The sequence below is a fragment of the Bacteroidales bacterium genome (genome assembly GCA_014860585.1).
Lineage (GTDB): Bacteria > Bacteroidota > Bacteroidia > Bacteroidales > 4484-276 > RZYY01.
Genome location: JACZJL010000060.1, coordinates 34,644 through 49,494, shown reverse-complemented (window position 1 = coordinate 49,494; position 14,851 = coordinate 34,644). Strand labels below are relative to the sequence as shown.

The window sequence follows — 14,851 nt, the reverse complement described above, 5'->3', positions numbered from 1 at the left end:
TGCTGCAACTCCTCCAGAAACTTCACATTGGTGAAATAGACCTTCCGGAACTTCCTGAAGTTGAACAGATGAATAATAATGGGGATGGCAATGGCCGCGAGGCCATACAAAAACAAAGGGTTAACAAATTCCATACGCAATTTCCTGCAGTGATTAATTCCAGATAAAACGCAGGTAAATCAAATTATTATGCTGAATGTGGGCGATTTTGGCAATTGGTCCTGCCGTAGGATTAATTCTCCCTCATCACAAACTCGTCGTATTCCACTTCGAAGCGCAGCTTGTGTTTTGATTCTTCGATGGCCAGCGACTGGAAAATCTGCCGGATATGCTCATCCTTTGTCTTCTCGCTCAGCCGCGTGTAAAGCTTAAAGGCAGATTTTTCGCGTTTCATAGCCAGCACCAGTGCCTCTTCGTACGACATGTTGGGCCTGGGTTCCACATCCACCACATAGTCGCTGATCTTCAGGTCGAGGATTTCTTGTTTCTGGATGTGGAAAGTGCCTTCAGTTTTCACTTTCAGCAATTTGGACTTGTGCCCCATCTCTTCTTTGGCAAATTGGGTAAAAACCTCCCGCATCTCATCGTTGCGCGAATTGCCTGCCAGTTCACTGTAAAAATCAACTGCATCCTGCTCGTTTCCAATAGCGAAATCGAGGATATCTTCAATAGAATTGAAATCTTTCATCTTTTCTTAAAATTAAATGTTATAAAAAATCCGAGCGACAAAGTTAGACTTTTAGCTATTACAGCCAAACTTCAATTTGATGAATTTTCAACTATTCAACATTCAGAAGCAATTGAAGTCACCCTGTGAATCAATTGTTATAACCACAAAATTTTCAAACTTGGTGGGTGTTTGATAAGATTCAAAAGGTGACTTGCAATAAATTGCGTTCGGTCAAGGCTAAAAGACAGGATGAAGCCTAAGCTGAACAAAAAAAACTGACTTAATCAAAACCTGACAGTGTCTTCAAGACTTGTCAGTGTTTCAACTGTTTAAAAAAAAGCCCCCAACCAGCGGTAGGGAGCTTTTTTCTTTTTGAACAATACTTTTAGAGTACGCCCTGATCCATCATGGCATTGGCCACTTTGAGGAATCCGGCAACGTTGGCGCCTTTTACGTAGTTGACGTATCCGTCTTCTTCAGTTCCATGCGTTACACATGCCTGGTGAATGTTCTTCATAATAGTATGTAGTTTGGCATCCACCTCTTCGCGCGACCAACCAAATTTCATCGAGTTTTGCGACATTTCGAGTCCTGATGTTGCAACGCCGCCTGCGTTCACAGCTTTTCCGGGTCCAAAAAGAACTTTGTTTTTCTGGAACACCTCAACAGCTTCAGGTGTGGAAGGCATGTTGGCGCCTTCAGCAACACAAATGCAACCATTGTTTACAAGGCTTTCAGCATCTTCTTTATTCAACTCGTTTTGGGTGGCGCATGGTAAAGCAATATCGCATTTCACTTCCCATGGATGTTTACCCTGTACAAATTTTGCGCCCGGGAACTCGAACGAATAAGGCTTCACGATGTCCTGGTTAGAAGCTCTGAGCTCGAGCAGGTAGTTGATCTTTTCACCTGAGATACCATCCGGATCATAAACATAGCCGTCAGGACCTGAAATCGTAACTACTTTGCCGCCAAGCTCGGTTACCTTTTGTATAGCGCCCCATGCAACGTTTCCAAAACCAGAAACTGCTACCACTTTGCCTTCGAAAGTCTCACCTTTGGTAGCAAGCATTTCCTGGGCAAAATACACTGCACCGAATCCTGTAGCTTCGGGACGGATCAAACTGCCACCCCAATTGAGGCCTTTGCCGGTGAACACACCGGTGTGCTCTGATGCCAGTTTCTTATACATGCCATACATGTAACCGATTTCGCGACCGCCAACACCTATATCACCTGCAGGTACATCGGTTTCGGGCCCGATGTATTTCCATAACTCGAGCATGAAAGCCTGGCAGAAACGCATGATTTCATGGTCGGATTTGCCTTTTGGATCGAAGTCAGAACCACCTTTTCCTCCACCCATGGGAAGAGTTGTGAGGCTATTCTTGAAAATCTGCTCAAAACCGAGGAATTTCAGAATACTCAGGTTCACGCTAGGGTGGAAACGCATTCCTCCCTTGTAAGGCCCGATGGCGTTGTTGAACTGCACGCGGTAAGCCAGGTTTACCTGCACATTACCATTGTCGTCAACCCATGGCACTTTGAACATGAACACGCGATCAGGTTCAACAATCCGCTTGATGATTCCGGCAGTTTCGAACTGAGGGTTTTCGAGCAGCACATCCTCGAGTGACTCAAGGACTTCTCTTACGGCCTGTAAGTACTCCATTTCGCCCGGATGCTTTTTCTCCAGGTCATTCATGAATTTTTCGAGATCCATTGCACTAATTTTTTAAGGTTTAAAACTAAAATGTGAATTAAATAACAGTAAAAATTATTTTTTGCAAAGTACATGCTTTTAAATGGATTGGCAAAGACTTTTCGGGAATATTTTAGCGTGTAAGGTTAAGTAATGCCTGCCAGAAAACACCCTGATTTTTCAACGATTTATTTTCCCCGCCCCTAAAGGGAGTAAATCGTTGAAAATCATTGCTCCCGGAATTTATCCCGAGACTTCGGGAGGGTTGGGGCAAACAATGATTTTCAACATGAAAAGTTTTCTGGCAGATAATAAATGAGTTACAAGAATAAATCCTTCAATTAAAAAATATTCCTACATTTGACTTCAATTTCAAAAACAAAAAATATGAATGATAAAAATAAACTCGGCAGGCGCAACTTTTTCAGGCTTGCTGCTGCAGGTAGTCTGGGCGCTGCCATCATGCCACCGTCGTTGATCCAAAATCTTCAGGCACAGGAAAAAGCCACTCCCGAAAAACCGTCAACCAACATTGCCGATGCAATGAAATACCCGCGGACTGAGACCTCGATGCCGGGGAAGTACCCGGGCAAGGTTGTCAGGGTCAACCACCCGGGCAGTTCGGTGGACAAGGAGCCGGTTGAGGATGCCGCTTATGAAATGATTTCACAAGCCATGCTTTCGCTCACAGGAGCGGCAACGTTGAAAGACGCCTGGCTGCAGTTTGTTGCTCCAAATGAAGTGATCGGATTGAAAGTGAACCCCGTGGCCGGAAAAATGCTTTCAACCAGCCATGCAGTCACAAAATCAGTTGTCAGACAACTTGAGGAGGCCGGTATACCGCGAAAAAATATTGTGATCTGGGACAGACGTCAGTTTCAACTTGCAGAAACCGGTTTCGACAATGAGAATTATCCTGGGGTTGCCATCAGGGGAACAGAGATCAAAGATGCCGAAGACAGCTTTTACGATAAAGACGGCATTATGTATGGTGAGAAAATGGTGGACAAAGAGTGGTTTTACTGGGCTGATTATGAGGAAGAATACGATGCGTATACACTCCCTTACATGGTCAATGGTGGGAAGTATTCATATTTTTCGAAAATTTGTACGCAGGAGGTGGACAAGATCATCAACCTGCCAATATTGAAAAATGCGGGCACTTCGGTTACTTTATGTCTGAAAAACCTGGCTTATGGGGTAATCACCAACACCGGAAGGTTGCATAAGTATCTGTGGTCGGAGACCTGCGCTCAGGTCTGCGCTTTTCCGCCGGTGCGCGATAAAGTGGTGCTGAATATTGTGGATGGGATCAAAGGATGCTTTGATGGTGGACCAGGCGCCAACCCGCAGTTTATCTGCAACTACAACACTATACTTGTTGGCAGCGATGCCGTGGCAGTTGACCGGGTGGGTTACGACATTGTGATTGCCAAAAGGATTGAAGAAGGGGTTCAGGAGGAAGAGTTGCCAAAAGGTCGCAAATTCATGGAACTCGCTGCAGCATTAGGACTTGGTGAAGCAGATCCGGAAAAAATTGACCTTGAGGTTGTTAACCTTACCTGATGCTGAAATCACAAAATTCAAATGACAACTAAAACAAATTCAAAATTCTAAAAATCCATACTTCAACAAATTTGATCAACAATATTTTTATCATACGCTTTGAATTTAAGCACCGTTTGCTGATTTGCCTTTTTTTGGCCGTCGGCTCTCTATCTATAAACGCACAAGAATTGCCGGAACTGACCCTTACTGATCTTCCAGGTGTGACCACTTCGGCAAATAATATTTATGACGGCAACGCGCTCTGGGGATACATGAACGGTGGCGCCGACCTTTACCTTGAATATGGTTTCGAGGGGTTGCGCGTTCAGGAAATCGAAATTGAAAGCACTGTGCTGAAATTAGAGATCTACCGGATGGAAAGTCCGCTGGCAGCGTTTGGAATGATGAGCATCAAACGGTTCAGGTGCAACGAATCTTCTCTTTTTGTGGCTGAAGACTGCCTGACAGCCTACCAATACCAGGCGGCAAAAGGGTCATTTTACCTGAACGTCATTAATTTTACAGGAAGCGAAGAGGACATTGAAAAAACAAAGACAACAGCCAAAAAACTCCTTCAACTGATTGCCGGCTCCGATCTCATCATCCCGGCATTTACTGATATTAACGAAATGTTTGTCGACCATGGAGCATTAAAATTCGTTAGAGGAACGCTTGGCCTGCAAAATGGAATTTCGAAATGGATTGGGCTATTTGAAGGTTTTTCTGAATTTGAAATCTATTACCTGCCGCTTATTGCAGAACCGGGTCGGATATACTTTGCAGATGTTTTTTTCCCAGACCCGGAGACCAGATCAGCATTTATCAGGAAGAACTTCAGTGATGTTGATGTTTTTCCTGCGTTTCAGCCCATAGAAAATAAAACTTTTGGGATAATCCGATTGAGTGAAACTTCCATCAGGTTGGTCGAGTTAGGTGGAGAAAGGGAGAATTTCGCTGAAATGCTGGCTGAATTTGGATTTTAAGGTCAACAACGCGCTTTACCAAAAAGACCTGGTTCATTTATTTTTCCCATTACTCCAACACTCCACACATGGAAATTACCCTATCATTCCAAGAATCTCATCAATATTTTTCCTATCGTTTGACAGGCGCGGAACTTTGTTTTGGCCGCCAAGTTTATCTCTTTTTTTGAGCCATTTGTAAAAAGTACCCTTGGGAACAACCCGGATAAGGGGCTCCTGTAGCAGCATATTTTTATGGCGTTTGGCTTCATAGTCTGAATTGAGCGATTTGAGGGCTGTATCCAGTGTATCAGTAAAAAACTCAATATCCCTGGGGGGGACTTCAAACTCGATCACCCACTCATGTGCAGCCTTACTTTTTTCGTCAGAAAAGTAAACTGGTGCAGCAGTATATTCAGCAACAATGGCATGGCACTTTTCGCAGGCAATGATCAGTGCTTTTTCAGCATTGTCGATAATCAGCTCTTCACCGAAAGCATTGATGAAATTTCTGATTCGCCCGGTGATCTTAACCCTGTAAGGATTGATAGAGGTAAACATGATGGTATCCCCAATGATATAGCGCCACAGACCGGCATTGGTGGAAATGACCATCGCGTAGTTTTCGCCTGTCTTTACCTCGTCAAGCCAGAGGGTTTTTGGCTGCTCTTTATCAATTTCATCTATGGGGACAAATTCGTAGAAAATGCCATAATCAAGCATCAGGAGCATGTCGTTGAGATCAGAGCGGTACTGAATTCCGAAAAAGCCTTCAGAAGCGTTGTAGGTCTCCATATAGTTCATTTCATCGGAATCGATCAATTGCCTGAATTGTTTCCGGTAGGGATCGAAATTTACACCTCCGTGGAAAAAGACATCGAGGTTTGGCCATATATCAAGCAGGTTTTTCTTCCCAGTTTTTTCAAGTATCCTTTTAATAAGCACCAAAGTCCATGAAGGGACCCCTGAAATGCTCGTAACATCATGTCCAATGGTAATATCAGCCATTTTCTCGATTTTTCCTTCCCAATCTTCCATCAGTGCGATGGATGAACCCGGGGTGCTTTTCAACTGTGCCCAGAAAGGCAGGTTCTGTATGATGATGGCAGAGAGGTCGCCGGTGTAATAACTTTCGTTGTTCACTTCGGTGATGTTCCGGCTCCCGCCCATCACCAGGCCTTTACCTGAGAAGATATGCGAGTCGGGATGGTTGTTCACATAAATGGCGAGCATATCTCGGCCGCCCTTAAAGTGACATTCTTCAAGTGCTTCGGTGCTCACCGGGATATATTTGCTTTTATCATTGGTCGTGCCTGATGACTTTGCAAACCATTTGATGTCGGTAGGCCACAAGAGGTTTTGTTCGCCCTCGCGCAGCCTGTCAATGAACGGTTTCAGGCTATTGTAATCACCCACAGGAACACGCTGCCTGAATTCATCAACGGTTGAAATAGATTTGTAGTCATACTTCATCCCCCATTCAGTATCTTTTGAGGTGGCAATCAGTTTTTTAAACCAATCCATCTGTACATCAACCGGATATTTGATAAAAAGATCGATCTGATGGATCCTTTTCTTTATCAGCCATGTAAATAGTGAATGAATGATTGGCATCTAATGGGTGTTTTGATGTAATTCCGTTGCAAAATTAAGACAATTTGTAAGGGCAAATACTTTAAGCGTTAATTGAAGTAATTACTTTTGCAGCATAAACAACATGAATTGATATGGTATTGTTTCCCAATGCAAAAATCAACCTGGGGTTGCAGGTAACGCAAAAGCGCTCAGATGGTTTTCATAACATCGAAACTATTTTTTACCCTGTGCCACTTTGCGATGCCCTCGAACTGGTGGTGGCCGGCGATAAAAAGTTTGAATTTAGCAGTTCGGGAATCGAAATTCCGGGAAATAAGGAGGACAACCTTTGCATAAAAGCCTGGCGAATGTTGGAAAAAGATTTCAGTTTGCCCCCGGTAAAAATACACCTGCATAAGACGGTCCCAATTGGAGCCGGGCTTGGCGGAGGTTCGTCAGACGGCGCATTCATGATTAAGCTGATCAGCCGGGTTTTTTCGCTGGAATTGTCAACCGGTACGATGGAAGAGTATGCCCGGCAATTGGGCAGTGACTGTCCATTTTTTATTCAAAATCAGCCTGTATTTGCTTATGGAAAGGGTGATCAGTTTGAAAAACTCAGCCTTGACCTTTCCGGGTATCTCATGATAATCGTCAAACCGGATGTGTATATCAGTACCATGGATGCCTATGCAGCCATCAAACCGTCGACGGCTGAAGTACAACTGCCGGTAGTGATTAGCAACTCAATCCATCAATGGCGTCATCATCTCAGCAATGATTTTGAACAACCTGTATTTGAGAAATTTCCCTCAATCCAACACATCAAATCTCAATTTTATAATTACGGTGCAATTTATGCCCAGATGAGTGGCAGCGGATCTGCAGTTTATGGGATCTTTGAAAAGGAAACTAACCTGAAAAAACACTTTCAGTCATTTTTTTATTGGCAAGGCCGGTTAAGCGGAAATACTGATGAATAAAGGATATTCATTAGTTCCAGGTATCGCTGTGAGGGCTTTCTGCACCTATGAGTTTGCATCGTCCGGAAAATTGTTGTATATTTAGGCGCTTTTTCGAGTATTAATTTTCAAAATACAATGCGCCATGAAAACACAAATCAACAAAGAAAAAATGGGGATGGTCCTCATTTTTCTGTGCCTGGGTGTTATCATTTCCCCTCTCTGCGGGCAGCACCCGGCAAAGCAATCCTCGCCATCGTCCAATGATAAGGTTGTAGGAGTAAAACCTGCGGTACCGCTGATTCAAACTGAAAACTCAGGGGGACAGTCAACCACCACTGAACCGGAAGGAATTCCGGGAGATGCGTTTTTAAACCCTGGCTGGCAGCAAGGGGTAGTGATCATGAGAGATGGAAATGTAATCGAAATTGAAAACCTGAAGTACAACCTGCTTACACAGCAAATGCACTTTGTCAAAAACGGTGAAATACTTGCTATTGCCAATTCGGAAGAGATTAAAGTGATCCGTATTGCCGACCAGGTATTTGTTTTTGAGCATTTCATCTGTAAAGGAATCCTGAACCAGGGGTACCTTGAACTGATCGAAGATGGCAATTGCCGGCTGCTGAGAAGGTGGGCAGCCTCTTACCGCAAAATTGATCCCGCTACAGATGAGGAGGTCATTTACAGAACACAGACCTGCCTGATCCAGTTTGGCGGGGAGACGCCAAAAGAGGTGCATCCACAGTCAAAAAACTTTGCAGATTCATTTGGCGATTACAGCCAGGATATCAAACGGCTGATCAGAAATGAAAAACTGAAAATGAGAAATCCGCAAGACCTGCGGGCTGTGGTGGCTTATTACAACCAGGTTTCGAAAAACGAAGATTAATTAGTCTCTGCAAGAAAACTCCTAATGTTGAAAATCAATGATTACCCCAGCCCTTAAGGGAGCATTGATTTTCAACGATTTACTCCCTTTTCCCGAAGGGATCCCATTGGGAAGGGCGGGGAAAAGAAATCGTTGAAAATCAAATTCAGGGTGTTTTCTTGCTAGACTAATTCCTCAATTAAAGTTGGGTATATTTCAAAGAGAGGTTACGGGCTTTCTCAACGGGGTATTTTATTGCGTTCTTTTTCATTTTGTTGAAGATGATCTCTTTCACATCAAAATCAAATTTCTGAGCCAGAAAGAGCGCGTAAACCAACACATCGGCGAGTTCGTCGGCAACGGCTTCACGGTCGGTCTGCACGATCTGATCCACGTTCTTCCACAAAAACAGCTCGTTCAGTTCGGCCGCTTCGATGGAGAGGGCTATGGCCAGATCTTTGGGATTGTGAAACTGCTCCCAGTTGCGTTCGTTGCGAAAGGCAACAATACGGTCGGTGATTTCCCTGATATCGCTCATTGGTCGTAATTTTTTGGTAAAAGTAAAGCTATTTGATAAATAACGACCAAAACGGAACATACGCCATAATCCTTATCTTTGCCCACTGTAAATGAATGATGATCTATGGAAATAAAAGTTGTAAGCGTCAACATTTCAAAGGAGAAAGGGACAATAAAAACACCGGTTCCGGAAATTTTACTCACCGACAAAGGCGTGGAGGGTGATGCTCATGCCGGCGACTGGCACCGGCAGGTCAGTTTGCTGGCTTTGGAAAGTGTAAACAAATGGGGGGCAAAAGCCGGACGTGAAGTGACCTTTGGCGAATTTGCCGAAAACATTACTACGGAAGGCATCGTCCTTTATGAAACCAACCCTGGCGACCGTCTGATTATTGGCGACACAGAGCTTGAAGTAACACAGATCGGGAAGAAGTGTCATGGAACCGGTTGCGCCATTTTTCGCGAAGTGGGCAACTGCGTGATGCCCAAGGAAGGCATTTTTGCCAAAGTGATCAGCACAGGGAAGGTGAAGTCGGGAGATAAAATCATTTATCAGAAAAAATCCTGAGTTATGACTTCAACAATAAAAATCATTTCGGTAAATGCGAATGCAACCCGTGGGCGAAAATATCCGGTTGATCAGATCCTGATTGATGTACAGGGAGTTCAGGGTGATGTCCATGCCGGCTCGCTAAGACCGGTGAGCATGATGGATATTGCAGCAGCAGAGCGATTTTACCTGATTACCGGAGCCCAGCCGCTCGAATATGGCAGCTTTGCCGAAAACATCACTTTCGAGACAGACCAGGAACTGGATGCCCGGATTTTCGATCGTTTTCTTGGAGAGGATGTGTTGCTTGAAGTTGTCTTTAAAGGAAAGCCCTTTCATGATCAATTCCGGGACCCAGGACACTACCTGATGCCCCGCGAAGGTTTGTTTTGCAGGGTTTTCAAGGGCGGCATGCTGAAGGCAGGTGATGAAATGAAATTTTTACCCAAAGTGTTCAACATAAAAATCATCACTCTGAGCGACCGCGCTTTCCGTGGTGTATATGACGACCGCAGCGGACCGGTAATCACAAAGATGGTGGAAACCCTTTTCAGCAAACTGAACTGGCGCTTTGACATCTCCACCCAGATCATGCCTGATGATGAAATGTTGTTGGAGGAGCAACTCACATCAGAACTGACACAGCACACCGACCTGATTATCACTACAGGCGGAACCGGCATCGGGCCGCGCGACATCACCCCGGACATCATGCGAAAATTTATCCAAAAAGAGATCCCCGGCATCATGGAGATGATACGATGGAAATATGGGGTAGAAAAACCAACGGCCCTTGTCAGTCGCGCCATTGCCGGAGTTTCAGGGCAAACCCTTTTATTTGCCCTTCCGGGATCAGTGAAAGCCGTTACCGAGTACATGACCGAAATTTCCAAACACATCGAGCACCTTTACTATATGATCCATGCTGTGGAGTTGCACTAACAACACTCAAGACATCAGTATTTTGAAAACAATTATTCACCAGAAATTATGAGAACCACAATCGTTTTTTTGTTGTTCGTTGTATTGTTTTTGGAATCATCACATGCAGGTGCACAGCGTTATTTTGTTTTACAAAAAAAGGGAGAAGTCAAGAATTTCAAATATCAGGAGGGGAACAAAATACACCTCGAGACCTCCCGTGGAAATTTTGAATTAAAGGGGGAAATACTTCAAATCAGCGACACCAGTATACTGATTGATAACTTTGAGGTTGGTCTAAGCAATATTGCGGCTATTTACAGGAGTAGCGGATTTCTCAACCGGCTTTCGTCCCTGTTTTTCATCCAGGGTGGCATTGCTTATTTCCTTATTGACGGGACGAATCGTGCCATTCACAAGGAATATCCAATCATAGATGAATCTACGCTGATGATCAGCGGGACAATGATTGTAACCGGTTTTGCCATACGACCATTCATTACCCGTAAATTTGATCTTTCAAAAAACTGGCAGGTAAAAATCCTTAATTTTGATGCGTTTAAAATAGAATGATCATGGCAAAAATTTTCATCGTATCCGACGGAACGGGTCGCACAGCTACCCAGGCCCTGAACGCAGCCATCACGCAATTTCCCGATCACAAGCTTGAAACAGTAATACACAACGAAGTATTAACAAAACAGCAAATTGAGGATGCGGTGAAAGATGCCGCAGAGGTGGGGGCATTTATTGTTCACACATTGGTTTCGAATGAACTACGGGATTTTATGATTACCACCGGTCGCAGCCTCAACGTTGAAACTATAGACCTGATGGGGCCTTTACTGGCCAGGCTTTCTGAAAAACTGATGCACTCCCCTTCCGAAAAGCCAGGACTGTTCAGCGAAATCAACCGGGAGTATTTTAAACGGATTGATGCCATGCAATTTGCTTTTCAGCACGACGATGGGTTGCGACCTGAGGAGTTACACAAAGCCGAAATCGTTTTACTTGGCGTGTCAAGAACCTTCAAAACCCCGCTCAGTATCTACTTTGCATTCAAGGGATGGATGGTGGCCAACATCCCTATCATTTTGAACCACAATCCCCCTGATGAAATTTTTCAACTGCCCCCGGAGCGTGTTTTTTGCCTGACTGCCTTCGCGCACAACCTCTCTACATTGCGTCATGTAAGGCTTGAGTATCTTGGGATGAATGCAGCTGACTATTCCAGTCTGAACCATGTGGAGCGCGAACTGAACTGGGCAAGATTTATCTTCAGTAAACAACCTCAATGGCCTGTTATCACCGTAACCAACAAACCCATCGAAGAGATCGCCAACGAGATCATTGCCATCAGGAATGCCAGCCAATAAGCCTTGCTGACTTAATAATAGCTGATTCAATATCCGGAAAATATCATGAGAAATCTATCAAAAGTTACCCTCCTGTTCCTTATTTTCATCATCCTGATCGGTTGTTTGCCGAAAGATCAGGAGGTATCCGCGCAGGTTCAGGAAAAAGCTGAACAGCTGATCGAAGATTTAATCCATGCAGAGATGCTGACCCATGCAACCCTGTCAATCAAGGCTGTTGATGTGAGCAGCGGCGAAGTGCTTGCTGCGCATAACTCTTCACTAACAATGATTCCGGCTTCGATCCAAAAATTGCTGACCACGGCTACTGCACTTGAAACCCTTTCTTCCGGAAATACTTTTTCGACCACTCTCGAATACTCCGGTCATCTCAACAAAAACGGAACCCTCGCCGGCAACCTTTATATTACCGGAGGTGGCGACCCTGCTTTGGGCAGTTCAAATTTCAAAGGTCACTATGGTGATATTTTTGAGCGCTTGGCCAATGCTGTCGTTGCTGCAGGAATTAATAAAGTTGAGGGAAAAATCATTGGGGATGCATCTATTTTTGGGGAAATAAATATTCCCGGTAACTGGATTTGGGAAGATATCGGAAATTACTACGGCGCCCCAGCCACCGGGCTGAACATTTATGACAACAGTTTTGAAATCACCTTTTCGACACAAAACAAGGCTGGAACACCAGCAACGATTACCGGAATCCATCCCCAAATTCCCGGCCTTGAAATTGAAAACCGGGTTGTAGCATCGGATGACAACGGCGACAATGCCTACATTTATGGAACTTATCTCTCCGGGAAAAGGATCATCAGCGGTACAATTCCCGCCAACAGGAAAGCCTTCACGATCAGGGGAGCAATCCCCGATCCCGCTTTTCTGGCGGCTCACCAACTCACCGAAAAGTTAAAAGGCATTGGATTGATCGTAAAAGGAAATCCTGAATCAATGTATATCGATTCCCAACCCGGAAAACGGACTGTCCTCCTTGAAATCAAATCCCCGTCCCTTAATGAAATCATTGATGCGACCAACCACAAAAGCATCAACCTTTACGCCGAAACACTGCTTCTGCACTTAACTCCCGGCGAAAACGCACCATCCGATGAACATGCACTTCAGTTTGTTAAATCATTCTGGGAAGAAAAAGGGATGCCTGTCTCAGGAATGTTTCTTACTGATGGCAGCGGACTTTCAAGAGCCAACGGGATGACAGCTGATCAGATGATTTTCCTTTTGAATTATATGAACATCCAAAGTGAGTGCTCCGCCGAGTTTAAAACTTCATTGCCTGTTTCGGGTGTTTCAGGCAACATGACCAATTTCGGAACCGGCACGTTTCTCGAAAACAATCTTGCGGCAAAGTCCGGTTCAATGTCAAGGGTGCTCAATTATGCCGGATACCTGACCACCGCCTCAGGCCGTGAAGTGGCTTTTGTGGTTATGGTCAACAATTATGAAGGAAGTTCTTCACAGGTAAAAAATTTGGTCATCAATTTCTTACTTGATCTGACCTCGACTTTTTAAAGGAAAAATCGTATTATTGCAGGCCAGTTTCATTTCCATTCACCAAAAAGACGACGATGAGCAAACCACGCCAATCTTTTTTAAACCGGATGCTGAATGTTACCGAAAAGGTCGGTAATGCCCTCCCCCACCCTGCCACTTTATTTCTCATTTTTGCCCTGTTGGCACTGGTTTTCAGCTGGCTGGCCTACATCACCGACTGGTCGGCCATTCACCCAAGCACAAAAGAATTGATTCATCCTGTTAATCTTTTGTCCAAAGAAGGACTTCACCGGATATTGCTTGAGATGGTTGACAACTACACCGGGTTTGCGCCACTCGGCATTGTGATGGTTGCATTGCTTGGAATTGGTATTGCAGAGAGCAGCGGGCTGATCTCCGCGCTGGTTCGTTTACTCATCCTATCAGCGCCTAAAAGGATGCTTACTTTTGTCATCGTTTTTACCGGTATCGTTTCCAATGTGGCAAGCGATGTAGGTTATGTTTTACTCATTCCTTTGGCAGGTGTCATTTTCAAAGCAATCGGGCGAAACCCCATCGGTGGGATGGCTGCAGCTTTTGCAGGCGTTTCGGGCGGATTCAGCGCTAACATCGTGTTGGGAACTACCGATCCCCTGTTGGCCGGATTGTCAACCGAAGCAGCCAGAATTATCGATCCTTCCTATTACGTAAACCCCACGGCAAATTATTATTTCATGTTCGTCTCCACCTTTGTCATTGCCCTTACAGGAACATGGGTTTCAGAGCGGATCGTTTTCCCAAGATTAGGCGAATACAAGATGGAAAGCGAGGGGGAAAATACAATGGAGAAACTGACAAAATCAGAAAGAGCAGGATTGCAGTGGGCTGGGATTGCCATGTTAGCATTGACCGGCATTGCACTTTGGGGTGTTATTCCTGATGACGGATTTTTAAGGGGTTATGATGGCTCTTTTCTGAAAAGCCCGCTCATCAAGGGCGTTGTTGCAGTATTGTTCCTGGGCGCCGGATTGGCTGGACTTGCCTATGGTTTTGCTGCCAAAACCTTCCGCAACGACACTGATGTGATGAACGGAATGGGACAAAGCATGAAAACTATTGCCAGTTATTTTGTGTTGGTATTCTTTGCAGCTCAGTTTGTGGCTTACTTCAAATGGAGCAACCTGGGGGTGATCTTTGCGATCAAAGGGGCAGACAGCCTGATTGCGGCAGACCTGGGCATTATCCCTTTAATGCTGCTGTTTATTCTTCTCTCAGCAGGAATTAATATGCTGATGGGCAGCGCATCAGCCAAATGGGCAATCATGGCGCCCGTCTTCATCCCGATGTTTATGTTTATGGGCTACTCCCCGGAACTATCTCAGGTGGTGTTTCGTATCGGCGACAGCGTCACCAATGTGATCTCCCCCATGATGAGCTTTTTTGCCCTGATCATCGCTTTCTTCCATAAATATGATAAAAATGCCGGAATCGGCACCCTCATTGCAACAATGATACCCTATTCAATTGCATTCCTGATTGTATGGTGTCTGCTCCTCATTGCGTGGATTTTTCTCGGGCTGCCGCTGGGACCAGGTGCAGGGTTGTATTACCAGTTACCATAATAAACGAAAAGGCAGTCTCAACAATCTTCCTGTTATATTTTCAACGTTCTGGGTTTAAAATGGACTGTTAAGACAGGCTCGTAATTTT

15 protein-coding genes are annotated in these 14,851 nt (G+C 44.7%); 10 read left to right on the top strand and 5 right to left on the bottom strand.

Annotated elements, in window-relative coordinates; genetic code table 11:
- The 3 genes from IH598_06640 to gdhA all read right to left on the bottom strand — a co-directional run.
- Window positions 1-134, bottom strand: a 134-nt coding sequence (locus IH598_06640; GenBank protein ID MBE0638176.1) for a BatA domain-containing protein, incomplete at its 3' end; no start/stop codon positions are given.
- Between the two features lie 98 nt (window positions 135-232).
- A complete protein-coding gene (locus tag IH598_06635) occupies window positions 233-688 on the bottom strand; it encodes a ferritin family protein (protein ID MBE0638175.1) in 456 nt (151 codons plus the stop codon).
- Window positions 689-1,055: 367 nt separating this feature from the next.
- Window positions 1,056-2,393, bottom strand: coding sequence for an NADP-specific glutamate dehydrogenase (gene gdhA / locus IH598_06630; GenBank protein ID MBE0638174.1), 1,338 nt, complete (start codon window positions 2,391-2,393; stop codon window positions 1,056-1,058).
- 366 nt (window positions 2,394-2,759) lie between these two features.
- On the opposite strand from gdhA, the gene IH598_06625 reads away from it, so the two are divergent.
- Together IH598_06625 and IH598_06620 are read left to right on the top strand one after the other, a co-directional pair.
- Complete coding sequence (locus IH598_06625; GenBank protein ID MBE0638173.1) at window positions 2,760-3,938, top strand: DUF362 domain-containing protein; 1,179 nt, start codon at window positions 2,760-2,762, stop codon at window positions 3,936-3,938.
- 170 nt (window positions 3,939-4,108) lie between these two features.
- A complete protein-coding gene (locus IH598_06620) occupies window positions 4,109-4,903 on the top strand; it encodes a hypothetical protein (GenBank protein ID MBE0638172.1) in 795 nt (264 codons plus the stop codon).
- Window positions 4,904-4,978: 75 nt separating this feature from the next.
- On the opposite strand, the gene IH598_06615 is transcribed toward IH598_06620, so the two are convergent.
- Window positions 4,979-6,496: a GH3 auxin-responsive promoter family protein gene (locus IH598_06615; GenBank protein MBE0638171.1), complete on the bottom strand. Its 1,518-nt coding sequence runs from the start codon at window positions 6,494-6,496 to the stop codon at window positions 4,979-4,981.
- 113 nt (window positions 6,497-6,609) lie between these two features.
- Here IH598_06615 and IH598_06610 point away from each other — a divergent pair, with 113 nt between their 5' ends.
- Together IH598_06610 and IH598_06605 are read left to right on the top strand one after the other, a co-directional pair.
- Window positions 6,610-7,440 (top strand): 4-(cytidine 5'-diphospho)-2-C-methyl-D-erythritol kinase, encoded by an 831-nt coding sequence (locus IH598_06610; GenBank protein ID MBE0638170.1) that lies wholly within the window; start codon window positions 6,610-6,612, stop codon window positions 7,438-7,440.
- Window positions 7,441-7,564: 124 nt separating this feature from the next.
- On the top strand, window positions 7,565-8,311 hold the full coding sequence (locus IH598_06605) for a hypothetical protein (GenBank protein MBE0638169.1): 747 nt from the start codon (window positions 7,565-7,567) through the stop codon (window positions 8,309-8,311).
- Between the two features lie 178 nt (window positions 8,312-8,489).
- Here the strand turns inward: IH598_06605 and IH598_06600 are convergent, their stop codons facing one another.
- Window positions 8,490-8,828: a nucleotide pyrophosphohydrolase gene (locus IH598_06600; protein MBE0638168.1), complete on the bottom strand. Its 339-nt coding sequence runs from the start codon at window positions 8,826-8,828 to the stop codon at window positions 8,490-8,492.
- A gap of 105 nt (window positions 8,829-8,933) precedes the next feature.
- Between IH598_06600 and IH598_06595 the strand changes: the two genes are divergently transcribed.
- From IH598_06595 to IH598_06570, 6 genes are read left to right on the top strand one after another with little or no spacing between them, the layout of a single operon-like run.
- On the top strand, window positions 8,934-9,377 hold the full coding sequence (locus tag IH598_06595) for an MOSC domain-containing protein (protein ID MBE0638167.1): 444 nt from the start codon (window positions 8,934-8,936) through the stop codon (window positions 9,375-9,377).
- 3 nt (window positions 9,378-9,380) lie between these two features.
- Window positions 9,381-10,301, top strand: a complete 921-nt coding sequence (locus IH598_06590; GenBank protein MBE0638166.1) for a molybdenum cofactor synthesis protein — start codon at window positions 9,381-9,383, stop codon at window positions 10,299-10,301.
- A gap of 48 nt (window positions 10,302-10,349) precedes the next feature.
- The gene (locus tag IH598_06585; GenBank protein MBE0638165.1) at window positions 10,350-10,853 is read left to right on the top strand and encodes a hypothetical protein; all 504 of its coding nucleotides are present in this window, start codon (window positions 10,350-10,352) and stop codon (window positions 10,851-10,853) included.
- A gap of 2 nt (window positions 10,854-10,855) precedes the next feature.
- A complete protein-coding gene (locus IH598_06580; protein MBE0638164.1) occupies window positions 10,856-11,656 on the top strand; it encodes a kinase/pyrophosphorylase in 801 nt (266 codons plus the stop codon).
- A 45-nt stretch (window positions 11,657-11,701) separates the two neighbouring features.
- Window positions 11,702-13,180 (top strand): D-alanyl-D-alanine carboxypeptidase/D-alanyl-D-alanine-endopeptidase, encoded by a 1,479-nt coding sequence (gene dacB, locus IH598_06575; protein ID MBE0638163.1) that lies wholly within the window; start codon window positions 11,702-11,704, stop codon window positions 13,178-13,180.
- Window positions 13,181-13,236: 56 nt separating this feature from the next.
- Window positions 13,237-14,763 (top strand): AbgT family transporter, encoded by a 1,527-nt coding sequence (locus IH598_06570; GenBank protein ID MBE0638162.1) that lies wholly within the window; start codon window positions 13,237-13,239, stop codon window positions 14,761-14,763.
- Window positions 14,764-14,851: the final 88 nt, after the last annotated feature.

Excerpts from the sequence above, each read along its gene's own strand:
- IH598_06635 (MBE0638175.1), bottom strand. The coding sequence starts at position 688 with ATGAAAGATTTCAATTCTATTGAAGATATCCTCGATTTCGCTATTGGA.
- gdhA (MBE0638174.1), bottom strand. The coding sequence starts at position 2,393 with ATGGATCTCGAAAAATTCATGAATGACCTGGAGAAAAAGCATCCGGGC.
- IH598_06625 (MBE0638173.1), top strand. The coding sequence starts at position 2,760 with ATGAATGATAAAAATAAACTCGGCAGGCGCAACTTTTTCAGGCTTGCT.
- IH598_06615 (MBE0638171.1), bottom strand. The coding sequence starts at position 6,496 with ATGCCAATCATTCATTCACTATTTACATGGCTGATAAAGAAAAGGATC.
- IH598_06610 (MBE0638170.1), top strand. The coding sequence starts at position 6,610 with ATGGTATTGTTTCCCAATGCAAAAATCAACCTGGGGTTGCAGGTAACG.
- IH598_06605 (MBE0638169.1), top strand. The coding sequence starts at position 7,565 with ATGAAAACACAAATCAACAAAGAAAAAATGGGGATGGTCCTCATTTTT.
- IH598_06600 (MBE0638168.1), bottom strand. The coding sequence starts at position 8,828 with ATGAGCGATATCAGGGAAATCACCGACCGTATTGTTGCCTTTCGCAAC.
- IH598_06595 (MBE0638167.1), top strand. The coding sequence starts at position 8,934 with ATGGAAATAAAAGTTGTAAGCGTCAACATTTCAAAGGAGAAAGGGACA.
- IH598_06590 (MBE0638166.1), top strand. The coding sequence starts at position 9,381 with ATGACTTCAACAATAAAAATCATTTCGGTAAATGCGAATGCAACCCGT.
- IH598_06585 (MBE0638165.1), top strand. The coding sequence starts at position 10,350 with ATGAGAACCACAATCGTTTTTTTGTTGTTCGTTGTATTGTTTTTGGAA.
- IH598_06580 (MBE0638164.1), top strand. The coding sequence starts at position 10,856 with ATGGCAAAAATTTTCATCGTATCCGACGGAACGGGTCGCACAGCTACC.
- dacB (MBE0638163.1), top strand. The coding sequence starts at position 11,702 with ATGAGAAATCTATCAAAAGTTACCCTCCTGTTCCTTATTTTCATCATC.
- IH598_06570 (MBE0638162.1), top strand. The coding sequence starts at position 13,237 with ATGAGCAAACCACGCCAATCTTTTTTAAACCGGATGCTGAATGTTACC.